Origin of the sequence: Actinophytocola sp., from assembly GCF_049647105.1 — a bacterium.
Lineage (GTDB): Bacteria > Actinomycetota > Actinomycetes > Mycobacteriales > Pseudonocardiaceae > Actinophytocola.
Window position 1 is genome coordinate 1 of sequence record NZ_JBARWZ010000259.1, and the last position, 23,991, is coordinate 23,991.

The window sequence follows — 23,991 nt, forward strand, 5'->3', positions numbered from 1 at the left end:
GTGTCCAGCAGCAGCGGCGCGTCGTCGGCCTGCAACTCCAGCAGCGCGTGCGCCTCGTCGACCTCGGCGCGCAACTCCCGCACCCGCCTGGTTGCCGGCGGCTCGGCGGCCGGTGTCGGGTCGGGCACCGGCGGGGCCTGCCGGGCGACGTAGCGCTCCACCTCCGCCACCGTCCGCCGCACCTTGTCGTCGTCCGGCTCGGGCATCGGCAACGTCGTGGTCATCGCCGCACCCCGCAGTCCTCGCCGGGGCAGTCTGTGAACTGCCAGGTGCGCCGTGCTGCGGCGTTGCACCCGGACAGGAAGTTGGTCGCGTCGCGCAGTTGTTCGGCGGTGGCCCGGTCGGAGAGACATTGAGCCGGGGAGATCCATCCGTTCGGGTGGAACAGGGAGGCGGGTTCCCGATAGGTGAGGTGGACGCGGTTGGTCATCGGGCACCGCCGGACCGCTGTGGAGCGCAGCGCGGGCAGGGGTCTGAACGTGTGTGGTCGTCGTCGAGCCACACCACGCGGGCGGAGACCGGGTCGTCGAGGCGGGCGTCGCACTGGCCGCACACGGGCGGCAGCGTCGTCGTCCGAGCGCCCTGCGGGACGCGCTCGCGCGAAGGACGGTTCCCCGGACGGTTAAGGGAAGGTTCGGGTGCAGGCTCTGCACCCCGTGACGTCGTTGTTTGCACCCCGTCGTGCCGAGTTTGCACCCCGTGCCGACCAGCGGGGTGCAGGGTTTGCACCTCGCTGTGGATAACCAGGTCCCAGCCCTTGGGGCGACGGTCCGCGCGCTTCACGTACGCCGCCACGATGTCCGGATCGGACGGCGTGATCAGCCCCAGTTCCTCCAGTGATCGCAGTGCGTACTGCACCGAGCGCTCCGACAGCCGGGTGTAGCGGGCGAGGGTGGACACGGCTGGGAAGGCGTTGCGCCCGTCGGGATCGGCGTGGTTGGCCAGGCCCACCAGGACGATCGCGAGGCTGGACGCGTCCCGGCGTTCCTGGGGGATGGGTGCCTCATTGAGCGCCCAAGAGATCGCTTCGATGCTCACTGGGCACCGTCCGAAACACCGGTCGCACGGGCACGGTAGACGAGGCTGGCGACGGTGCCGACGACGGAGGTGTCCCAGTTGGCCAACCACTCGATGATCCGCCGGTCGTACTCGCCGAGCTCGACGCCGTCGAGTGCTTCGAGCAGCGCTGTCACGCGGTCGGAGTGGCGGCAGGCGCGCCACTCCTCGTCGGTCTCGCCGAGCCTGGAGTGGTTCGGCTGGTAGCTGTCCACATCGAACGGTGGACGGATGCGTCGGGGCTCGCGCCGTAGCGGCACCATCGATGGGTTGGTGGAGCGGGCAGGGTTGGTCATTACAGGCCCTTTGGTGGCTGGGCCCGTCTCACACACGTCTAACAGATCGGTGGGACGGGGCCGGGAATGGAGGCCCCGTCCTGGACTTTCGCCGGACTCGACCAGCCACAAGAGACTGATCAGGACGCCTGCGGAAGCCCCTTGTCCCGCTGGGGGTCAAGGGGTCGCAGGTTCGAATCCTGTCAGCCCGACGGTCGCGATAGGCCCGCTGGTTCTGGATGTTTGTCCAGGTCAGCGGGCCTTTTTGCTGCCCTGATGTCGATCTTGTCGGACTGTCCATTGTGGTCTAAATGAAGATCGAATAGGGGTAGAAGGAGAAATTAAGGAGTCGATCATGGTCAGGGTTTGACCAAGGGCCATGTGGGGTCGCCTTGCAGGCTCTCCTCCGTCATCGGCGCCCAACAGGCGTCATCGGTGGTTGGCCGTGGCTGGGGCGGGTTCGGTTGCGGTCGGTTGGTGGTGGTTGTGCCCGGCTGGCGTCGGCGTGGGCGGGTTGGCGTCCGGTTGGGGTGGATGGGATGCGTTGCGGCTGGTTCATCAGGGCAGGCGGGCTCTGAAAGACCTGTGCCCCCTGGCTTTCCTGGAATGAGCACGGCCGCTGCCTCCGAGGGGCAGCGGCCGTGTGCCGGTGGATCAGGCGGTCAGGTTGATCGCCGGGTGGTCGCGGCGGGCAGCGAGTCGGGTGAGGCGTTCGGCGTTGTGGTGGGTGCCTGTCGTGGTGGTGTTGGCGGTGAGAGTGTGGAGTGCGGTGGTCCACCGGTGTTGCAGTGCGTTGATGAGCCTGGTTTCGACTTCGGGTGCGACGTGGGAGTAGATGTGCTCGATTTTGTCGGGGATGCGGTGGCCGAGTCGTCGGGCTTGGGCGACGTCGGGGATGCCGTCGGCGATGAGCCAGGTTTTGTGGCTATGCCGGAACCCGTGAAAGACCAGCCCGGGCAGGACGGGGTGGACGCGGATGCGGGGCCGGGGTCGGTGGTGGTTGCCGTCGGCGGCGGGTCGCATGGCGCGGCGGGCGAAGTTCGACCGGCGGAGTAGCTCCCCTTCGGCGGTGACGAACACGTGCGGATGGTCGTGACCGTCCAGATGCGTCCACAGGAGGTGCACGAGGAACGGAGGAAGGGTGATGATGGGGGCGGACTCGGCGGTTTTGGGTGGCCCGAGTTCGAGCCGCCCGTTCACCTCGTGCAGGGCTCCGGTGTGGCGGTCGATGACGGTGGTGGCGTCGTCGAGGTGGAGGTTGTGGCGGCGGAGTCCGGCGAGTTCACCCCACCGCGCGCCGGTCCACGCGGCGGTGATCATCAGCACGGCAGCCCAGTCTCCGACCAGCGCGGCCGCCTGCGCCGCCACGCCGAGGACCTGCTCGGGGGTGGCCCAAACCCGTTCAGTGCGCACCTCATGCCGACGCTTCCCACGACGTCGAGGCTGGATCGGGTTGGCGGCGATGAGGCGTTCCTCGGCGGCGTCGGCCAACATCATCGACATCACCTTGACGATCGTGACCACAGTGGCCTGCGCGTAGCCCTCGGCCCGAAGTTTCTTGCCCCAGGTGTGCACAGCCAGCCCGGAGATCGCGTCCAACCGGGTGCTGCCCCACCGGGCGAGGATGTGGTTGCGGACGAGGCTGCGGTACTGAGCTTCGGTGGTGGCGGCGACGTCGAGCGCGTCGAACCAGGCGATCGACCACTCCGCCAAGGTCAGCTTCCCGCCATCAGGGTCCAGAAACTGCCCGCGGCGCTGGTCGGCTTCGATCTCGGTCGCTTTGTGCTCCGCCGCTATTTTCGATGCGAATCCGGAGATGGTGCCGAGGCCACCGTCGTCTTTCGAATAGCGCACCCGCCACAGATTCTTCCCGCTCTTCTCTGCATAAGCCATGAATGAACACCCCTGGTGTGGTTGCGATTTGACGGACACATGGACGCTCCGTGTTCGTCAAATGTCAAGCAGGCCCTGAAGAACCACGCTCTGCGGAAAGACATTGAGGCTGGCCGCGCAATGGTTTGACGAGAAGAGTTATGTGTTTATGGGGTGTTGCCCTCAGCGATAGCCTCGATGTCGGCGCGGGAGAACCGCAGGTGCTTGCCGACGAACCGGCACGGCACCGCCCGCGCCGCGGCTTTCCGCCGCAACCACGACGGACGCACCTGCAACAGCGACGCCGCTTGCTCGGCGGTGAAGAGCAGAGGCTCGGCGGACCTCGGGTCGTCTACTGTGCTGGACGAGGTGGCAGGAGGTGTCGCGGACGTGCCGGATGCGCCGCTTGCCGAGGGCCGGGTGATGCCGCGTCGTGACTGCCGGACAAGGCCGCGGCCAGCGCACTCGTCGAAGTCGGTCATGTGACCGGGCGATGTCGAGGTGGCTAGGTCCGGTTCGGGCCGCTGAGCGGCGTGCTCGGTGGGGCGACGGGTGCTGCGGTGCTGTGCTGGGTGGCCACGGCGGACACGGCCTGGGTGGGTCATCGGTTGTCTCCAAGGATGCTCGACGTAGCGGCGACACCCCTGAACTCCGGAAAACAGGCCCGTTGGGGACACGACGCACCCAAACTTCCACGTGAAGACTCGTGCACGTAGATCAAGAAGTCTGGTGACCTGCGGTATGACTCTGGCGGATCGAATATGCCTATTCGGGGAGTGAGCTCAGTTCGCCGTCGTGCGATGGCTCATGTGATCGCCGGTGGTTGTCCAACCAGACTGGCAGTGTGGGGGTCAGGGGTTCGAACCCCCTCAGCTCCACTCCTTTCAAGGCTCGCTGACTGGGATGTTTGTCCAGGTCAGCGGGCTTTTTTGTGATCTTGTGTGGTGGTCGCCGGTGTGGTCTGGGCGGTGGGTGGCCGTTCGGTGGGAGAAAATTGGGAGAGTTCGTTTCGGGCGGTTGAAATGGGGTCGTGATCGTTCTCCCAGCCCGGTAGCCGATTCAGATGGATCTTCGGGATGGCCTGTGCAACTGCGGGCTTAGTTGGGGATGGTGAAGGCTGGTTCGTAGCCGTTGACTGCGAGGTCTTCGTAGGTCTGGGTGGTGGGGACTCGGTCCCAGATTCCGCCGAGGAGGACAGCGAATCCGGCGGGTGTGGCGAGGAAGAGATGTAGAACCGGGGGTTTGATGGTGCGGGCGATCTCGCGGGCGATCTCGCGGATGGCGAGCGCCACTCCGAAGGCGTGGTCCAAGCTGGCGATGCTCGTGTTGGACGTGCCCGTGGATGGCCGAACGGTCAGCAGGGGAATGTCGCGGCCAGTTGAGGCGAGGTGTTGGCGGACGTCGGCGGTCAGGTCGGCGGAGATCGCGACGGCGAGAGCGACATCCTGTCCGGCTGGCAGGTCGGTGAGAGGGCGGGACAGGGAGATCGCTGCGGGGGCGACGTGGCCGGTTGGTGGGGTCCAGAGTTGTCCGTCTTTGATCTTTGCGGGGGTGAATCCTGCGGTTTCCTGGAACATCACTCCTGCGGTGAACCAGGTGGGAAGCCGCATGGTGCCGGTGATGAGGATGCGGCGTGCGCGGAGGCTGCGCAGTGTGCGCTGAGCTGCAACCAGTTGTGGGCGGAGGATGGTTTCCCATTCCTGCGGGCTTTTCAAGCCCCGGCGGTTGCGGGCTTCGCTGCCGCGGAACCGGTCCACCCAGTCGAGGGTGATCGCGGCGTCGGGATTCGCGGTGTGGTCGTCGAGGGAGTTGATGGCGAGGATGGTGAACGGTTCGGTGGCGTGGAGCCCGAGCTGGTCAACCGCATCCCGGACGTCACTGACTGTTCTTTCCACCCGGCTGGTCTTGACCCATTCCCGGACTTCGGTGATGCCGAGGCGGAAGGCGGTGTCGTCAGCGCGGACGCCAGCGGCGTAGCTGATTTCGGCCACATGGTCTCGCCAGACGGCTTCGGAGGCATCGGTGCGTAGCCGCAGGTCGGCGAGGAAGGCGAACAGTTCGTCGTCGGTGCAGTCCAGGTGTTCGATGAGGCGGCTGCGGGCCAGGAGAGCGTTAGCCGTCGTTGCGTGTTGGAGTCGCTCACCAAGCCTGTCGTGGCGATCTCGCAGGGTCAGGACCGGGTCGGCGGGGTCGATGGAGCGGGTGGTGACCAGGGTCAGCTGGGGGTGCGTCTCGTTCCGAGAGAGATTGGTCCATGCGTGGTGGAACCGTTGCAGGATGCTGGAGCCGCCGGTTCGGGTCGGTTCGCACAGCCAGTCGAGGGTCGCGGCTCGCTGTGCGGATACCGTCGCCTTGACCTGGAGGTAGTCGTTGGGGCCGGGGTCTTTGGTGATCACGACGTCGTCGACGTTGCCGACGTGGGCGGCTTCGACGGTGACGGCTTGGACCCTGGTGTGCGGGACCAGGGTGCGTAGGGCGGCGTGCCAGGCCACAGCGTGCTGGACATCATCGCCGGTAAGGCGGGCGCCGCTGGCACTCGGACGGGTTGCGGCGGGCACCTGCTTCATGGTTGCGCCGTGAACGGAGGCGTCGGCGGGCAAGTGCGGACCTGCTCGGCGATGAGCTGGGCGGTGACGGGGCGGTCGGGGTAGGCGGCCAGGCAGGTCGCGGCGAGCACTCGGTCGACCAGGTCGGAGTACGTGTGGCCGTATCCACGCCCATCTGGTCCGGTCAGCTCCACCAGGTGATCCAGGTCCGACGGGCTGAGGTGGACTCCCTCGAAAAGAGCGGTGAGGATGGCAGCGCGCTGGGCGTCGTCGGGGCGGACGAAATCGAACTCGGCGGCGGCCCTGCGACGGATCGCGGGATCGAGGGCGCCAATGCGGTTGGTGCACATGACGACCAGGACACCGGGTGCTTCGGTGGCGATCTGGCTGATGCCACGGATCAGCGCGTTCACCCCGGCCCGGTCCTCGTGGTGCATTTGGTTGGCTTCGCGGGATTGGGCCAGGGCGTCAGCCTCGTCGATGACGAGGATGGTGGGTCGTGTCGAACCTGCGGTGCGGGCCTCGTCGAGTACGACGTCGAATGCTGTCCCGATCAGCCGGGTCATTTCGCCGACAGCGCCAGTGCCGCGGGCGCGCAGACTCAGCCGCTTGACGCGCACGTCGATGCGGTGCCGACGGGCGATGGCGTCGGCGAAGGTCTCCGCGAGGGTGGTCTTTCCGGTGCCGACGTCGCCGGCGAAGATGATCAGCGGCGGTCGGTGGGTCAGCCGGTCGACCGCGGGCAGCACGGTCTTGTGGACGCGGAGACTCCACTCACGCAGCAGGTGCGGTTGCAGGATCAGTTCGGCTTCTTTGGCCAGACGGGTCTTGACGTGGTCGAGCCCGACCAAGCGTGCGTAGCGCTGCTGAGCGACGGGATCAGGGAGGTCGAGGTCGTCCTCGAACAGGTCGTTGCTGGTGGTGGTCATAGTGGTCGGTAGGTGCTCCTGGTGAAACCCGTCCCGTGGGCCGAGTAGGTGCGGTCGGAGGTGTGGTAACCGCCCGTGTAGCCGGGGGCCGGGGCGCTGGTGCGAGCGAAGGGCAGCAGTTCGGTGAAGTCGTCCCGGTCGGTGCCGGTCAGCTGGGACCACTTCCAGGTGTAGTAAAGAAAGCTCGTGAACACGGTGCCGTCGGTATCGGCATAGCGGTAGATCCCGCCCGCGCGATCGTCGGCGACCAGGGTGCCGTTCACGTTCGTGTACTCCAGGGCGAGGATCCAGTCCCCGTTGCGTTGGAACCCGTAGATGACCTTGTCCACGTAACCGCCGTGGGACAGCAATGCCGCCTCCACGGCGTAGTCGGTGATGTCGGTGTCGGAGGGACAGCCGTAGTAGCGCTGCACCTGCCGCAAATCGGTGGCGATCTTCGAGGCGACGTACTTGGCGGAGGCCAAGCTGTAGGTCTCGGACTCGGAGCGCGTGTAGGACGTGGTCATGGCTACCCCCGGAACCTGCTGCCGAGCACGACCTGCCAGCACTTCACGGCCTGATCCTTCGTCTGGGCGAAGCTCGCCTCGGTGATCGCGTCCAGGGCGGCCTCGGCCGCATCCACGATTCGAGCACGATCCCGGTGCTCATACAGGCGGGCGGTGTTGTTCGTCGGGTTGACCGGATCGAAGATCTCGATCTCCCCGACCCGTGCGTTCGGCAGGTCCGATGCGGGGTAATAGGTGTCGAACGCGATCCGTTCGCGGAGCTCGGTCCGCACGATGTAGTCGAAGAAACCGTCCAGCGCGGTGACGTAGTCGGTGAAGTCGACGCGTGCGGTGTCCAGCAGGTGCGCGCAGAGCAGTTCGATCATGAACGACTTGAACCGGAACTTGTCTCCTGGCGGGCTGTTCATGACCTGCTCGCGGACCCACCACTTCACCAGGCGCACCACCTGTGCCCAGTCGTCCGGACAGTCGTCCTTCCGGTCCTGAACGAAGTCCAGGTGCAGCCGGACGCTGGTGAGCAACCAGTCCGTCCGGTCAACCGCGTCCTTGGCGATCAGGTAACCGCGATCATCGGCGTCGCCTTCGTAGAGCACCGGCACGACATCGACATCGGTGCCGGTGGACTTGAAGTGGACGTTCACGCAGTGCGTGCCAGGCGTGATCTGTGACGGGGCGAGCAGTCCCTTGTACGCCGCGCGGAGCCGCTCGGCGATCCACTCCACCAGTTCGGCCTCCTCGACGGGCGCGTCGTCGCGCTTGACGTAGATCGCCACGTCGAAGTCGTTGAATGTACGCAGCGCCGTCCCCTTGGCCACCGAGCCCGCGTGCAGCATCTTCACCAGCGAAAACCCAGGATTGTCCGCGATGTGCGACTTCAGGCGGTCGCGCAGCGTGTTCACCTGTTTACGCTTGTCGATGGCAGTCTCACGCGGCAGGTTCACCGCCCGTCCCGCGAAGGCCACCACGTCGGCATGCGTGATCTTCGGCGTCACGTCCACAACCCCCTGGAGTCCCTCGCGTACTCCTGAACCCTCACCTCTACGACTCCATCCCCCGCGCGCGGGTGCCTCAGATTTGAACATCATCTTCTTTATTTCGGTGAGAGTACACGACGAGGAGTACCGTCAAGTCGTCACACCTCATCCGGGCGTGTCGGCAGGAAGCGGCGCAACTTGACTCAGCGGTAACCAAGGTGTGCCTAAGATGCGAGCGGACCGATCAAGATCGAGAATCGTCCGCTCACCGGCGGACGTGGACTGGCGCGGAGACGAGACGTGAACGACCCGCAACTGGACCCCGGCGACATCGCGGCCCTGTTCGACCGGGCCAGACTGCGGATGGCGCGCGAGCTTCGAGGGCTTACCCAGGTGCAACTGGCTCGGGAAGTCGGCTCCGTCACGGCGGCCTCGGTCAGCCAGTTCGAGAACGGGCACACCAGGCCCGCCGCATCGACCCTGCGCCGGCTCTCGGTGGCGCTGCGCGTGCCGCCGTCTTTCTTTGCCGCCCCGGCCCGTCCCCCTGCTCAGGAGCAGCTCAACGGATTCTTCCGAAGCCTCCGGTCCACCTCTCCCCGAGATCGCCAACAAGCACTGGCCTACGTTCACCTCGCACGGGAACTCGCACTCGAGCTCGAAAAATACGTCGCGCTGCCGGATCTCAACCTGCCGCGCGTTCCTGGCGACGAAGGACAGCCTCTACAAGCTGCCGATATCGAACAGGCCGCGGCCCAGGCGCGCAGCCACTGGAACGTCCCTCGTGGTCCAATTCAGGACGTCGTGAGACTGCTTGAAATGAACGGGATAGTCGTTGTTCGCTTCCGTGTCAGCATCGAGAAAGTCGACGCATTCTGCGTCGACTTCCCTGACAGGCCCGTCGTCGCTCTCGGAGCAGACAAGGGATTGCGCGACCGCTCACGCTTCGACGCAGCCCACGAACTAGGGCACCTCGTCCTGCATGGCATCAATGGCCAGATCGGCGACAAGACTACTGAGAATCAAGCCAACGAATTCGCCGCCGCGTTCCTCATGCCAGCCGACGACATCAAACCCGAACTTCCGACTCGACTCGACTGGCCCACATTGCTCCGCCTGAAAGCAAAGTGGCATGTCTCACTGGCGGCACTCCTGGTTAGGGCAAAGACGCTCGGGGTCATGAGTGAGCACATTTACGCACAGGCGTGGAAAGCCTTGTCCGTGCGAGGATGGCGCAAGGTAGAGCCCGGCCCGCTGGGAAACCCGGAGGCTCCGGTACTCCTACGACGCGCACTGGAACTCGCGGAAACGACCGGAGTCTCATTCTCTGAGTTTATCCACCGCTCAGGGCTCCCCGAAGCGGACGTTCGGACTCTGCTTAACAGGGATATCAGCGAACGGCCTCGTGTGGAGTTTTGAATTTTTCAGTGACGTGATCTCGCCAAGATGGGGCTGTTGTTGAGCGCGCAACGGCTGGTCTGGGTGGTGGTGTGGGAGATACTGTTCGAAGACGGTGTGGAGCCTTTGGTAGCAGAACCCTTACCAAGATTATCTTCACGTGGCCGAGGACTCCAGGTGATTCCGTATCGAGCAACCCTCGATGTTCCGCGTGCACTCGCCCAGTACGTCGACGGGTTGCTCGGCTTGAGCGGGGCGGCGACCTACGTGGACTCACAAGGTCCGATGTCATCACTGTCAGTGCCCATCCCACCGGCTTCAGCCCGGTACGTCGGGCCGGAAATACCGACGTAGCCCCAGGAGGTCCACCTCGACACGTTATCTAGCTGGTAGATATCGGCTTTCCGGGGGATGGGTGGTGATGTGGAGGGTGTCGCGGGCTCGGGTCGCGGCGACGAACAGGAGGGAGCGGTCCTGGTGTTCGCGGCGTGCGGCGTCGGGGGAGTTCGCGGAAGAGGCGGACTTCTTGGGGATGACGCCGTCGGTGACCGCGGCCAGGATGACGCGTTCGTATTCCAGGCCCTTCATGCGGTGCATGGTGCCAACATGAATATCGCCGTCGCCTTTGGGGCCGTCCTTGGTCAGTTCCGCGTAGCTGATCCCAGCGGCCGACAGAGCGTTGATGATCTGGTTGACGTGGTCGTGGTCGGCGGCGCACACGGCGATGGTGCCGCGTGCGTTGTCGGCGTCGGCGCGCCAAACTGTCAGTGTGGTCACCAGGCCGGCCAGCTCGTCCTGCCACGTGGGGTAGCGGACGATCGTAGGTTCCTCGCCGCGCAGCACGGAGCGGTAGCCATCGATGGTCTCGGTGCCGTCGTCGAGATCGTCGTAGGTGATCGCGGCCGGCGCGACGATCTGGATCGCCTTGGCCAGAATCTGCCTGGTGGAGCGGTAGCTGAGGGTTAGCCGGGTGGACCGGCCGCGGATATTGATCCCGAGTGCCCCGAGCGCGACCTGGTGCTGATAGATCCGCTGGTAGGTGTCACCGGCGATGAACATGTCGTTCGAGCCGGGGGCGACCATGGCACGCAGCATGGTCCAGTGCGCGGCGCGCAGGTCCTGCGCCTCGTCGACGACCACGTGCCGGTAGCGGTGGTGTCGGTAGTGCGGGCCGGCACTGTCGTCGACGGCCGGTTCGGTGTGTCCGTCACGAGCAATGACCTTGTCGGCGCGCGCTTTTTCGAGGCGGGCGGCGCGATCGGCGAACTGGCCCCAGGTTTCGACGCCGTCCTTGTCCAGCCGGGCGGTGAACTGCTCGATGATCTTCCACACCGTGGCCCGGTCCAGCCTCGTCAGCGCCCGGCCACGGCCTGCCCTGCGTGCGTCGAAGTACTCTTTTCGACTGGTCAATGCCCGTCCGAGTATGACCTGGTCCCATTCCTCGAACAGGAACCGTGCGTCGAAACGACGTTCCTCCAGTTCGGCGAGCAGCGCGGCGAGCCGGTCGATCGCGGCCACGTCACTGATCCGGCGCTTGCGGCCGGTCGCGCTCTCGGTGACGACCCGCGCGGCCAGCTGGTCGATGTTGAGAACGTCCACGCGGTCCTGCTGCTCTGGTTCGAGCAGAGAGTCAAGTCGGGAACGCAGGTCCTCGGTGAGGTTCTTGGTGAACGTGGTGAGCAGGATCGCCTTGTCCGTGCCGGGCGGCAATGCCTCGACGAGGTGCTTGACCCGGTGCAGCGCGACGACCGTCTTGCCGGTGCCTGGTCCGCCGGACACCCGCGCTGGACCCCTGTAGTCGCGCTTGGCGGCCTTGTCCTGGGTGGGGTGCAGGAAGACCTTCCAGGCGCGGAAGTCGCCTTCCTCCAGCACTTCGAGTATTAGATCGTCTGCCGTGGTCACGGCGGTGCGGGCGAGCGCGGCCGGCAGGTCGTCGGCAAAGTCAGGGGTCAGCTCGACCGTGGCCTCCTCGGTGATCTCGCGGCGAACGTCATCGACGCTCATGCCCGCGGCCAGCCCGTAGAGTACGTCCGTCGACAGTAGCGGGGCACCCTTGACCAGCTGGTCAAGCTCGGCGCTGTCGGTCACCGCGAGCGCGAGGTCGATCAGCGGCTCGCTGACTCCGAGCTCGCGCAGGTCCGCCGCGCTGACCCCGGCCAGCAGCGGCGCGGCCGTTGGTTGCTCGGCCGGTTCCGGTTGCGGCGCCGCCGGCTCCTCCGGCTCGGTCGGGGTGAGCGTGATGCCGACCTTGCGCAGCACGCTGTCCCCGACGACGGAGAGGTCGGCGAACTCGATCTCTCCGGTGATCCGGTTGACCGCGACCGTCAGCTCCTCGTACACGTCCTTGCGGTGGCGGACCGCGATCACCAGCCAGTTGGCCACGCCCTGGGCGTCGACCCCGAGTTTGGCCAGCAGCACCCGGTAGGCGGGGTTGAGCTTTGCCCGGTAGATCCGGCTGTTTCCCTTCAGCGGCTTGAGGTCGAGGCTGGGGTGATCCGGGTTCTGCCGGAACCGGTGGCTGAAGTCGAAGAACGCCGCCTTTTCCGGACGCGGCAACTCGTAGATCTCGCGGTCGGCCTTGTGATGGACGCTGAGCCGAACGGTCATCGGGTGCCTCCGGCGTCGGGAACGGTGGCGAGGAACGCGTCGAGTTCGTCGGAGTCCTCGACAGTGCGTACGGTCCAGCCTTCCGCGTCGAACACCTCGTTGCGGCGCACCGCCTCGCTGCCCTCGTCGAGCACGATCACGAGCCGCTGGTCCGGCCACGCGAAGTCGGCCTGCCAGCGGCCCGAGCCGAGTTCGTATCCGTACACCGGTGCCTCCTTTCCCACTTCGGCGAGTCGGTGTGCCAACGCGGTCAGCACCGAACCAGGCGCGTCCTCGTCCAACAGCGCGAGGATCTCCCTCCACGCCGGGTCCTTCAGTGCGCCGCTGGCCGGCACCGGTGCCGACGCGACGGCGCTACACGCGGCGAGCGTCTCGACGGGATAGCCGGGCGCGGCGCTGGACGCGAGCGCGATCCCGTCCCCACCGCCGGCGGCGAGGAACTGGATCAGGTTCGACCAGTAGAGCCAGGCCCACCAGCGTGCTTTGTGGTCGGCAGTCTCCAGTGCGGCGTCGTCGTCGAGCACCGCGATCGCACTCCACCGCACGTGCGGCAACGCCTTGCCCGCGCGGCTGTCCAGCACATAACGCAGCGACAGGCCGTTCGTGTCGCGAGCACGCAGCACGGTCAGACCGCCGTCTCCGTCGACCGGCGTGGCGACCGACCGACCGGCCAACTCGGTACGCAGGGCCCCGCGGGCCTCGGCCGGACCGGCGTTCACGACGACCGGATCGGGAGCGACGGTCAGCCCGGCGACCAGCGCGGCCGCCCGGCGTGCCCACACCGTCTGATCGGGGTCACGCAGGTAGGCGATCAGGGTCTGCATCGGGTTGGTGAACACTGTGGTGGCCAGGTCAGCCCGCCTGCCGCCGAGGTCCTCGTAGACCGCCCGGGCCTTGTCCTGGGCACTGCCCGAGTAGGGCGGCCACACGGGTTTCGCGTCGGTGGCCGTGTCGGTGAATAGGTCGATGTCGGCCCAGGTCACGCTGAACACGACCTGTCCGTCGCCGCGCAGCCTGGCGCGGATTGCCGCGTCGGCGGCGATCCTATTGTGATCGCGGGTGGCGTGGAAACGGTAACCGTCCAGGTAGATGGTGACGGTCTGCGGTGGGCCGTCGACTCGCTCGAAGGTGAAGTCGGTGCGGGTTCGGTCGAGGTAGCGCTGTGCGGTGAGCCGCCAGCGCACCACGTCCTCCCGGTCGGTGAAGCGCAACGCGGCGCTGCCGCGGCTCTCCTCGTCGAGCGCGACGGTCGCGTCACCGGCCACCCAGGTCCGCAGCGCGGCGAGGAACCGGGCCTCCAGGTCGGACTCGACCTGCCTGTCCAGTCCGACGACGCTCGTGTCGGAGACGTCGGTGGTGTCCCACTTGTCGAGCACGGTGTCGCCGGTATCGTCGACGGTGCCGAGCAAGTCGGCGAGGATCTCCAGTGCTTCCTGCCGGGACACGATGTCCTGGTAGCGCTCCTCGGTGTAGCGGTGCAAGCAGCGGTGGCAGGCACGGAGTCCCTGCTCCCGGCATGGGCAGGTCAGCAGCACGCGGCGGGCGGCACGCAGCGTCTCCCCGAATGCCTCGGAGTCGGTCAGCCGGTGCAAGTAGCCGGTGCCGCCGGGCAGCCGGTCGAACACCACCAGGTAATGCCGGCGTGCGCCGGTCGGGCCGTCCGGCACGACCGCGAGCACGGTGTCCAGGTGTTGCGGGTCGCCGCCGAAGTGCCGGTCGATGCCCAGCCGCAGCGCGGCCCGGAACGAGTACACCTTCTCGTCGACGAGCACGGTCGCGGCCGGCAGCAGGATCCGCAGTGCCTCCGTGCGCAGTTCGTGCGCCAGCAGCACCGGCCGCTGCGGCACGTCCGCCGTCCGCTTCCCGCGACGCAGTGGGCACCAGGGCTGGTGGTGTTTGACCTCGGGGCGGCGTGCGGCCGACGAGCCGATGCCGTCGAGGGGGTAGTCGAACACCGGCTTGCCGTCCGCGGTGGCCGCCCCGCACGCGGAGCAGACGTGGAACGGCGACAGCCGCACGGTGTGCCCGGCCAGGTCGTCCTGTGGGTGCCGGTCGAACCGTGCCGGGCCGACGTTGACCCGGCGGATCATCGCGGTGCGGCAGAAGTCGACACCGAAGGTCTCCTTCGCATGCCTCCAGGACGTGTTCGGCCGTATCTGTCCGGTGGGAATGTCCACGGCGTCGATCACCGTGTAGCCGCGGTGTTCTCGCTCGTCCCGGTCGTCGCTGATCCGCGCGTCGTCTCGTTTGTCCCGGGACGTGACGACCACCGGTTCGACCACGTCGTGCAGACATGACCCGTCGTCGGCGATGCGGGTGCTCCGGCACCGCGGGCACGGGGAGCGGTCGGTGGCGGCGTGTTCAGTGCGCACGTACCCGCATTCCTGGCAGAACCGCCACTGCCGCACCGCCCCCGCTCCCAGTTCGAGCCCGGTGATCTGGTGCTGGTACCCGTTGACGTAGAACGTGTTGCCGGGCGCGAACTCGGACAGCGCGTAGCGCCTCGGTCGCTCGTATTTGCGCGGATCGGCCTTGAAGACGCCCTCCTCTGTCGAGTACAGCGTCGCGTTGAGTGTGGTCGTCGAGTCCAGCAGGGCGTAGTTGGGTAGCAGCCCCAGCGTTACCAACGTGTCCTGCGCCGGCGTGTTACCCAGGCCGACCAACCGCCTGCCGATCGCGCGGCGCTCGGAGTCCAGCTCGGCCTTCAGCGTCGCCGCCTCCGGGTCGTTGTCGTGCAGTTCGTCCATGGTCTCGTTGACCATCCGTAGCCGGGTCTGCAATACCTGCTCGCCCGCCCGCCATTCCCGTTCCGCCTGCTCGACGACGCCGCGCAGCCGTTCGGTGGCGAACTGGCGCAGGTCGGCACGAGCGTCCTGGTTGACGTCGTCGGGTGAGTTCCGTTCGGGGAACAACGCGAGGAACTCCTCGACCAGCTCCTGGCCGTGCGCGAGGGCGGTGTCGACCAGGTCGACCAGGTAGCCGGACTCACCGAACAACAGGGGCGCCCTCGGCGGAAGTCCACGCAGCAGGACGCCGTCGGGGCGGGTGAGCCTGCCGTGCGCGGCCAGGTCGAGCAGGTGCGCGAAGTACTGGCGGCACAGGATCTCGATGGCGGACAGGTGCGCGCCGGGCGGCAGGATCTGACCGGCGATCATCTCCTCCGGCTGGTCGAGGAAGTACAGGTCGCGTCGGCTGCGGTCCGGGATGGTCAGCAGATAGGCGTTCCCGGTGCGGCGCCCGGCTCGGCCGACCTGCTGCGCGTAGTTCGCGGGGCGGCGGGGCAGTGCGGCGAGTACCACCGCCGACAGCTCCCCGACGTCGATGCCCAGCTCGAGCGTCGGGGTGCAGGACAACACGTTCGGGTTGTTGAACCCCTTGTCCCGGAACGCCTTCTCCACCTTCTCCCGATCGGCCCTGGAGAGCATCCCCGTGTGCTCGGCCGTGATCACCTGGTAGGTGCCGGCCTCCCGGTAGAGCCTGCGGTAGTAGTCGTCCCGGAAGTCCCGGTCCCGGTGGTGGCGCCCGAACGTCTCCCGCTGGTCGCCCGCCACCAGCTCACCGCGGCATCGGTAGGCCGGACACGGCTGGCCGTGCCATTGCCCAAGCAGACTGGGATGCACGGTCTGCTCCCAGAAGCACCGCGGGCAGCGCACGAACGCCGTGTTGACCTCGTCGTCGGCGAGCCGTTGGACGGCGATGTTGCCCGGTTGCAGCCCGTAGATCCGTGCCGAGCTGTCCTTCGGTGTGCCGACCGACAGCAGCCCGGCTTCGACCAGGTCCGGCAGCAGTGCCAGCCAGAAGGCGGGCACCCCGGCCCTGGGTAACTCCAGGCAGCGCTGCACCCACCGCTCGTACCAGCTCAACCGGCCGGTCGCGACGTCGAACTCGCTGCGTTCCTTCGGCGTGGCGAGCAGGAACCGGGGCGCGGCGACGCCTTTCGGGAACGCCCGCATGCCGGGCGGCCTGCCACCCCACACCGGGTAGCGCGTGGCACCCGCCTCCCGCAGGTAGGCCGCGAGCCACAGATGGCTCACCGCGCCGCGGGTGCGCAGCCGTTCGAGAAACACCCGCACCAGCGCCAGATAGCGCGCGTCGTCCACGGCGGCCGGCTCGGTGTGGCCGACGGCCGCCGTCTCGTGTGCCGCCCTGGCCAACGCCACCACCTCGGCGGGATCCGGTATGTGCACATGAGCGGCCGCTGTACGTGTCAGCTCGAGCGTGCGGCCGTTGCGAGACCGGAAACCGAACTCGGACACGGCGTCGAAGGCCAACCGCTGCCCGATCAGCTCCCAGGTCTGACTGTCCCCTCGGCCGCGTCCGGCCAACAGGCGGCGCACGCCACGCAGGTCGTGCAGATCGACCGGCACGACAGCGGCGAGCGTCTTCGCATCGTCAGTCGCCGCGATCACCGTCGCCATCAGCTCGTGCAAGGCGACCGGATGGTCCTCGCTCAGGGACTGGTTCAGCAGCGCACGCAACGAGAACGTGAACGAGCGGGACGCGACGAACCCGGCCCGGTGCGCGGCGTCCTGCACCGAGTCGTTGAACATCAACGTCTTGTCCTCGTTCTGCGCGGCGTCCAGCTCCCCGCCCGTGAACAGCTGGGTGATCGCAGCGGCGGCGAGCGCGGCCGGACCGGTGCCGAGGAAGCGGATCGCGTTGCGCTCATCGCATGCTGGACACCAGTCCTCGCCGGCCGCGGTGTTCGCCGTCTTGCCCAGATTCACCCGCACGAAAGCGGAGTCCTTCGTGGACAAACTGGGGTCGCCGGTCGCGGTGTAGTCGGCGTCGGTCGGCAACCGCAGTCTTCCGACGCCGCTGTCAAGCACCTGCACGGACCCGTCGCCACGGCCGTCCTGTGCCTCCGCGTCGGTGGCCGCGATCAGGTTCCGCACCCTGATCTTGTCGCGGCCGGTGGACGCGCGCCGGATGGTGATGCTGTCCAGCTCGATCATCCGGTCGTCGCTCTCCGGGGAGAACACGGCCCAGCCGGACCGGCCGCAGGCCCGGCAGTAGATGGCAGGCAGGAACACTGTCGCGGCATCGGTCGCGGTCATCGTGGTCACCGCCGCGTTGTTCGCCGCCGGGTGCCCGACCCCCGGCGCGTCCCAGCGGAACTCCGCACGCGGCCAGGGCTGCACGCCGCGCATCAGCCGCGACACCGACCGCACCCACTGGTGCACCTCGACGTGCACGAACGGCCTCGGCAGGTCGGCAGGCGACGCGGGATCGCGGGCGATGGACAGCAGCGCGACGAACCGTGCCAGCGCCTTCGCCGCGATCTCCGGTTTTTCGACGACCGCTCGAGACCACGAAGCAGCCCGAGACCGCCACATAATGTTCAGTACTTCGGCGTTGGTCTTCACCGTCGCGTTGCTCGCGTGCAGGACGGCGGCGGTCAGCGGGTGCCTCTTCAGCGTGGCGCCCAGCACGAACGGATCGAGGTCACGACTGCCGGTGACCTCCGCGGCGAGGTCGGCGAGCGCGTCGCCGTCGCGGGCCGGATCGGGCAGCGCCGCCAGGGTGTCCGGCAGTGGCTGCGGCAGCAACGGGTCGAAGTCGTCCGACGGCAGGAACTCGTCGACCGTCTGCCGATGTTCACCGACCACGGCGTCCTCGTCGAACTCGGTGCCGAACACCGTGGCGGCCACGTCCCGCACGGTAGTACGCGCGTCACCGTCGGCCGCGCCGAGAGTGGCGGACGTGGCGACGGGACAGATCCGGCCGAGCGGCCGGTCCGGTTCGGCCGCCCCGAGCACGGCGGCCAGCCTGCGCAGCAGCATGGCCACGTCGGTGCCCTGCGCGCCGTCGTAGGTGTGGAACTCGTCCACCACCACGAATCTCGGGTCCGCGTTCTTCCACAGGGGTACGTCCTGGTCGCGTTGCAGCAGCAGGTCGAGCATCTTGTAGTTGGTGATCAGGATGTCCGGCGGCGATGCCCACATGTCCGCGCGCCGGATGTCGACGCGGTCGTAGGAGTTGGCGGGCCGGTCCCCGATGTAGAGGCCGGCGCGCACCCGGTGCAGCGCCGGGTTGGTCAGCAGCAGGTCGTTGATCCGCTTGGCCTGGTCGGTGGCCAGCGCGTTCATCGGGTACAGCAGGATCGCCTTGATCCCGGCCCGGCCGGCGGCTCGTTCCCGCGCGCAGTGGTCGAGCACCGGGTACAGGAACGCCTCGGTCTTGCCGGAACCGGTGCCGGTGGTCAGCACGGTGGGCAGCGGCTCCCGTCCATCCCTTGTGGACAATCGGGCGAACGCGGCGGCCTGGTGTGCGTACGGCGTCCACTCGCCAACCGGGCGCCATTCGAGCAGGTCCTCCCAGCCGGGCGCGGCCTGCGTGAACGGGGTGCGCACCCGCAGAAACGGCCCGCGGAACATGCCGGTCGTCTCGTTGCCGAGAAACTCGTGCAACGCCGCGCGTGCGCCCTCGTCGGCGAGCGCGTAGGTGGTGGACAGGTACTGCAGGAGGCTTTCCTTCAGCTCCCGCGCCTGCAACGTCGGCCTCACGCCCCTGGCACCTCCTGCCGCACCGGGTCCCATTCGCCCCCCGCTACCGCGGCGTCCAACCGCTCCTGGAACACCGCGTGCGCGGCCCGCATCTCGGCCTCGCGGTCGGCCTTGTGGAATGGCGCGGTGTAGCCCTCGGGCGCCGGGACGTTGTCGCGGTCGGCGAGGTGTTCCTGGAGCTGCTTCCAGGACTCCTTGGTCTGACGCTGCCCGTACGTGCGGGCGTTACCTACGAGCTTCGCTCCGGCCGCGTCGAAGTAGGTGCCCGCTTCGAACTTCCGCAGCACCGGGAACCGGCCACGATAGGCTGCGATCAATGTGTCGGCGTCCATGCCGAGCCAGACGGCGACCAGCGCGTCGATCTCCACCAGCGCGCTCCGCCTTGCTTGTTCCGTCCGAAGTGGAGTATCGGGTGTCCATTCCGGACCGACATCCTGCAGAGACGCGAGCCCCGGCCAGTCGACCACCCACCCGTCCTGCCGCCAGACCGGTTCGTACACCTCGCGCCACAACCGTCGGTACGCCTTCGTCAAACAGTTGAGCCGCAACGTCCGCAACAACAATGCCGACGCCAGGGGATGCTCAACGTGATAGCCCGGCATCACGTTAACACTATTCTTTCGAAGGTGCCTTAAGCCGGTTATGCGTACGAAGTATTCCAGTGGGATTGAAGCAAAGAATCCGGCAGCTACGCATGTCTCATTTGTTCGCTTCGACGCGAGACAGTTTACGTTGTCAACATGTGCGGCACCGGGAGGTATGAGCGCACTATAAAGCGCCCGCTCCGTGTCAGCCGCGATCTGGGTACGCCACGCGAGACGGTGAAACGTGGTGTAGCGGCGGCGGGCCCATCGGGTCAGGGTTTCGTCGGTCGCCTCCGGCGGCAGCTCGTCCTCCGTGACGCCGCGTGCTGACGCCGCCTCTGCACGGGCACGGGCCACGAACCCGTCATGTCCTCGGAGTGCGGCCAGCGCCCGATGGTCGACCCAGCGGTCCTGTGCAGCGAGGTACTCATGGTCCCGGCCGGGCACCCGAACGTACTCGGTGTCGGGGACGAAATCGGCGGGCAACGTGGTGAGGTCGGTGCCGCGCGAGTCAGAGGATTTGGCGTCGTGCCTCTTGAACACCGGTGTCGCCACGCCAAGCTGGAGACCCTTGAGCACGACCCGCCGCCAGGTCTCCGGCTGGTACTCGCTACCCGTCGCGGCGTCCACCCGGTTGTAGTCGATGAGACGGTCCTTCTTGGCTCCGCTTTCGTCGAACCCTCTGCTGATCCGTGGGGACAGCGCGCCGAGCCGACGCGGGTAGCTCCCCAGCGCCTCGATGGCGGGCAACTCGGCCGTGCTCACTGGGAACAGCAGTTGGGTTTCGTCAAGTGGCTGGTCGTCGTTCCCGAGCAGTCGGCGCCATGTGGCCAACCGCCCCGGATCAACCTCGATCACCCTGGTCAGGTGCGGACGTTCGTCCCAATCGCCGAGATGGTTGACAACACCTGGTTGATCGCCAGTCCCATCGTGTGTCAGTGAGTTGCGCAGCGCATCAACTGAAAAAAGCCACGAAAGGTGATGGAAACCGATGTCTTTCTCACATCCGTAAATGTGTACACCGAAATGGCTCGACCGGCCCACTGGTGGCGGGAAGAATCTGTTCCCAGAATTGACAAAGTCGCCATGGACGCGAAGGCGCCGATAGGCGGCAGCCCGGAGCTTGTCTTCATCCTCACCAACAAAATGCGTGTCCGGGTGAACCATGCCGGCTGTTCCGCTGGCAGAGGAGTGCGCCCAGACCTGGGTCATGAACGCCCGGTACAGGTTCGGTTGTGTGCCGCTGATAAGCGGATACACCTGAGGCGAGGTGAACAACGCGACCTGGGTGGTGACGTTGGCGGACTCGGTCAGCACGTAGTCGCGGACAGCCGGGTTCGTCAGCAGCTGGTCGCGGTTAGCGTCTTTGTCCTCTGTGGAGGCTTTTTCGGTCAGCTCCCACCACGGGTCGTGTTCGGCCAGGACCGCGGACTCGTTCCAGCGGGGACGGACCCAGGGCGGGTTGCCCACCTGCAGGTCGAAGCCGCCGCCTGCGGCGAAGACGAGGGCGAACTCCAGTTCCCAGTGGAGGAAGCCGTGTTCGGTGGCGAGCTCGCGGACGGTGTGCAGCCACGGGAAGCGGACTTCCGGGTCGCCCCGGTACATGTGCATGTGCGCGGGCAGGTCGTCCTCGTACTGCTTGAGCCGGTCGAGGTCGGTGATCTCGCGGAACAGCGTGTAGTCCGGGACGTCCTCGGTGCCGAGCATGGCTTCCAGGAAGTCGAGCCAGTCGTCCAGCTTCGCCAGCGGGACATGGCGGCGCTCCGCCGGGCGTGCCGTGGGCTGCTTGGTCCTGGGTCGCTTTACCTCGATGGTGTGCACGGACCCGAACTCGTCGGCGTCCTCGTCGTCGGCGTCGAACAGGTCGCCCTGCTCACCGGCGGTGGGGAACAACGCGCCCTGCTGGATGATCGTCGGCGCCCGCTCGAGGGTGGCGCCGACGAGGTTGGCCAGCTCGGTCCGCTCCTCGTCGGGTTCGGCGTACACCGGGTCGGTGCCGTCCAGCAGCCCGGCGTCGCGTGCCGGCCAGAACCACAGCGCGCACCAGGCGTCCATCACGGTCCGCAGCCGCCAGTACGGGGTGTCCACCGCGTCGAACAGGTCGGCGCGCACCTGTTCCTTCTTCGCCGGGTGTTCGGGTTGGTGCAGGAACGCGAACTCCGGGTCCGTCGGGTCGGCGCCCCACACGTCGATGCGCCTGGCGATGGCCTGTTCGGACAGCGTCATCCGCTTGACCACCAGCTCCCACAGGAACTCCACGCGGCGGGCCGCGTCCCGCAGGCGGGTGAACTGGTTGCGTTTCGCGTTGGACTTCTTCGGCGCCTTCACCACGGCCCGCCGCCACGCCCGCAGCCGCGCGACCTGCGCCGCCGCCAGCTTCTTGGCCTCGGCGGAATCCGTGACCGCCGCCCAGCCGAGGTTGGGCAGCAGGAACTGGTGCACCGCGTCCTTCGGCAGAGCCTGCTGGGCACCGGCCGCCAGGAACGGCAACGGGATCGGTTCGAGCAGCTCCTTGTCGGTCGCCCATGCCCCGCCACACACGTCGTCGGCCGTGTACACCGCGCGCCGCGCGCCGATCAGCGAGTTGCCCCGGCGCAGGTGCAGGCCGAACCACGGGGCACGCATGCCCGGGTGCATGGTGTTCAGCCACAGCGACACCTCGGCCAGCTCCACACCGGTGGCGTTGAGGTCGACGCCGTAGGCGTTGTGCAGCGCGATGTACGCCTTCACCTTCTGCTTCTCGGTCAGCGCCGCGTCAGTCGATACGGAGATCCCGCGCTCTTCCTGCCTGCGGCGCAGGTACTCCTCGGCGACCTGGTTGATCGCCTCGTTGAGGAACGCGCCGGAACCCAGCGCAGGCTCGCAGATCTTCAGTGACAGCAACCGGGACGCGCGGGTCCGCTGCCCGTCCTGGTCGAGCAGGTGTCCCAACGCCAGCTCGACGGTGACCCTGGTCAGCGACTCCGGGGTGTAGTAGGACGCGCTGGTCTCCCGCTCCCGGCCGGCGAGCCGGTAGACGAATGTGCCGCGCGGGTAGCGTTTCACGCCGCGCTGGCCGTGGGCCTCGTCGTGCGTGTCGTACTCGACCAGCGTGCCCGCCGGGTAGTCGGTCTGCCGGTGTGCCGGGATCAGCCAGGAACCCTCTTCCGGCTTTCCCTTCTTCGCGACCTCGCACAGCTCCTCGCCGGCGATGATGCCGGTGTAGGACATCAGCCCCTCGTACACCGCGCCGAGCTGGTTGATGCCGAGGTTGCGGTAGGAGATGAACCCGCCACGGCCACCGCGACTGCTTGCCCGCTTCATGGTCAGCAGCCGCAGCACTTCGTGCAGTGCCGAGTTACGCAACCGCAGGTCGAGTGTTCCGTCCCCGTAAGGGAGTTCGCCGATCAGCGTGATCGCGTCCTGGTCGAACAGCTCGCTGCGCAGCGGCTCGAACCGCAGGCCGCGGTCCTCGCTGCGGCGCTCGTTCTTGGCCTTGACGGTGTCCTCGTCGTCGCCGGGCAGCAGGTCGTCCGGCTCGGTGCCGTACTCCCGGTGCCCCTCGTTGACCTTGGCGAACAGCAGGTCCAGCGACGCGTACAAATGGAACCCGTTCTTCGCCTCCTCCTCGACGAGCACCTCGTCACGTGCGACGAGCTCACGCAGCCGGGCCATCGAGTAGCCCGCCTCGTAGCTGCCGTCGTCGGCGGGGAGGATGCGTAGCTCCGGACGCGACTCGGCGTAGAGCAGGAACAGGATGCGGTACAGGTACCGCAGTGTCTCGCGGGTCAGCTGCCTAGCGAACGGGACCTTGCCCTCGATCTCCTCCGGTGCCACGCCGGTCGCACGCAGCCGGTCGAGCACCTCGTTGGCGATGATCTCCACCGAGCGCTGCAACCCGGCTCGCAGATCCTTGTCCACCCCGACGGCGTTGTCGGTGGACTTCTTGAGCAACTCGTCCATCGGGATGCCGGTGCCATCCGCGGCGGGCGTGAGCACCTGGTGGGAGAACAACGACGCGATGGTGGCCAGCTCGCCGTTCTGCCTGACGTCGTTGCGTTCCAGTGCCAGGTCGAGGTTGGCGGCCAGGAACCGGCCCTCCGCCCACGCCTGCCGGTCGGCCAGCACAATCACGCCACCACACAGCAGCACCACGAACCTCGGCCGGGGGCCACCCGCCCCGCCGAGCTCACCGCCGAACAGCCACGCGGCCAACCGCTGCCCGGTCTCGTAGCGTTCCGCGGCGCTGAGCACCACCGGCGTCAGCAACAGGCCGGCGCCGATGTCGGCGACCGCGTCGTCGACGGTCTTCGTCCAGCCGCAGTCCAGCGCCACGATCCCGTCACCGTGCCAGGCCACGGGGATCTCGTGGTCCCGGCCGGACCGGTGCACGGTCAACCGGTCGAGTGTTCCCTTCCGCGCCTCCAGGTCGTCCTCGCGGTCACCGTAGTACCCGAGAGCGGTAAGGATGTCCTGGTGCCAGGCGGACAGCCGCTTGACCAGCTCGGGGCCGGGTGCGGTGTCGGCGTCCGGCTCGGTGGCGTCGGCGAAGTACTCGCGCACGTCGGCGGTGAAGTAGCCGCCGCGCAGGGTCCGCAGTTGCTGGCGCGGCGTCGTGCGCTTGTCGTGTGAGTCCTTCTCGATGACCGTCCAGCCGGCTAGCGGGTCCTTCTTCAGGGCGTCGGGCAGGTCCTCGGCGAAGTAGTGCGCGGCGAAGTACTCGCCCCGGTTCGTGATCGAGTCGAAAACGGCGCTCATGCCC

At 67.4% G+C, this 23,991-nt stretch carries 14 protein-coding genes; 1 reads left to right on the forward strand and 13 read right to left on the reverse strand.

Annotation, left to right across the window (positions count from 1 at the left end; genetic code table 11):
- The 10 genes from WBA97_RS30710 to WBA97_RS30755 all read right to left on the reverse strand — a co-directional run.
- Positions 1–224 (reverse strand): hypothetical protein (locus WBA97_RS30710; RefSeq protein ID WP_424234456.1); only part of this gene is annotated, 224 nt, incomplete at its 3' end.
- Positions 221–430, reverse strand: coding sequence for a hypothetical protein (locus WBA97_RS30715; RefSeq protein ID WP_424234457.1), 210 nt, complete (start codon positions 428–430; stop codon positions 221–223). The genes WBA97_RS30710 and WBA97_RS30715, both read right to left, overlap by 4 nt.
- Complete coding sequence (locus WBA97_RS30720) at positions 427–1,038, reverse strand: helix-turn-helix domain-containing protein (protein ID WP_424234458.1); 612 nt, start codon at positions 1,036–1,038, stop codon at positions 427–429. Before WBA97_RS30720 ends, WBA97_RS30715 begins: the two co-directional genes overlap by 4 nt.
- Positions 1,035–1,352, reverse strand: a complete 318-nt coding sequence (locus tag WBA97_RS30725; RefSeq protein ID WP_424234459.1) for a hypothetical protein — start codon at positions 1,350–1,352, stop codon at positions 1,035–1,037. Before WBA97_RS30725 ends, WBA97_RS30720 begins: the two co-directional genes overlap by 4 nt.
- A gap of 633 nt (positions 1,353–1,985) precedes the next feature.
- Positions 1,986–3,224 carry a tyrosine-type recombinase/integrase gene (locus tag WBA97_RS30730; RefSeq protein ID WP_424234460.1) on the reverse strand — a complete coding sequence of 413 codons (1,239 nt, stop codon included), beginning with the start codon at positions 3,222–3,224 and terminating at the stop codon, positions 1,986–1,988.
- 146 nt (positions 3,225–3,370) lie between these two features.
- A complete protein-coding gene (locus WBA97_RS30735) occupies positions 3,371–3,685 on the reverse strand; it encodes a helix-turn-helix domain-containing protein (RefSeq protein ID WP_424234461.1) in 315 nt (104 codons plus the stop codon).
- 615 nt (positions 3,686–4,300) lie between these two features.
- The gene (locus WBA97_RS30740; RefSeq protein ID WP_424234462.1) at positions 4,301–5,770 is read right to left on the reverse strand and encodes an SAVED domain-containing protein; all 1,470 of its coding nucleotides are present in this window, start codon (positions 5,768–5,770) and stop codon (positions 4,301–4,303) included.
- Positions 5,767–6,600 carry an AAA family ATPase gene (locus WBA97_RS30745; protein WP_424234463.1) on the reverse strand — a complete coding sequence of 278 codons (834 nt, stop codon included), beginning with the start codon at positions 6,598–6,600 and terminating at the stop codon, positions 5,767–5,769. The genes WBA97_RS30740 and WBA97_RS30745 overlap by 4 nt, the downstream gene beginning before the upstream one ends.
- Before the next feature lie 74 nt (positions 6,601–6,674).
- The gene (locus tag WBA97_RS30750; RefSeq protein WP_424234464.1) at positions 6,675–7,184 is read right to left on the reverse strand and encodes a hypothetical protein; all 510 of its coding nucleotides are present in this window, start codon (positions 7,182–7,184) and stop codon (positions 6,675–6,677) included.
- A 2-nt stretch (positions 7,185–7,186) separates the two neighbouring features.
- Positions 7,187–8,176 carry a CBASS oligonucleotide cyclase gene (locus tag WBA97_RS30755; RefSeq protein ID WP_424234465.1) on the reverse strand — a complete coding sequence of 330 codons (990 nt, stop codon included), beginning with the start codon at positions 8,174–8,176 and terminating at the stop codon, positions 7,187–7,189.
- Between the two features lie 282 nt (positions 8,177–8,458).
- Between WBA97_RS30755 and WBA97_RS30760 the strand changes: the two genes are divergently transcribed.
- Positions 8,459–9,574 carry a helix-turn-helix domain-containing protein gene (locus WBA97_RS30760; RefSeq protein ID WP_424234466.1) on the forward strand — a complete coding sequence of 372 codons (1,116 nt, stop codon included), beginning with the start codon at positions 8,459–8,461 and terminating at the stop codon, positions 9,572–9,574.
- Between the two features lie 357 nt (positions 9,575–9,931).
- Here the strand turns inward: WBA97_RS30760 and WBA97_RS30765 are convergent, their stop codons facing one another.
- Genes WBA97_RS30765 through WBA97_RS30775 form a run of 3 tightly spaced genes read right to left on the reverse strand, consistent with a single transcriptional unit; the run spans position 9,932 to position 23,987 of the window.
- Positions 9,932–12,160 carry a UvrD-helicase domain-containing protein gene (locus WBA97_RS30765; RefSeq protein ID WP_424234467.1) on the reverse strand — a complete coding sequence of 743 codons (2,229 nt, stop codon included), beginning with the start codon at positions 12,158–12,160 and terminating at the stop codon, positions 9,932–9,934.
- A complete protein-coding gene (locus tag WBA97_RS30770) occupies positions 12,157–18,666 on the reverse strand; it encodes a DEAD/DEAH box helicase (RefSeq protein ID WP_424234468.1) in 6,510 nt (2,169 codons plus the stop codon). The genes WBA97_RS30765 and WBA97_RS30770 overlap by 4 nt, the downstream gene beginning before the upstream one ends.
- Positions 18,663–23,987: a class I SAM-dependent DNA methyltransferase gene (locus WBA97_RS30775; protein ID WP_424234469.1), complete on the reverse strand. Its 5,325-nt coding sequence runs from the start codon at positions 23,985–23,987 to the stop codon at positions 18,663–18,665. The genes WBA97_RS30770 and WBA97_RS30775 overlap by 4 nt, the downstream gene beginning before the upstream one ends.
- Positions 23,988–23,991: the final 4 nt, after the last annotated feature.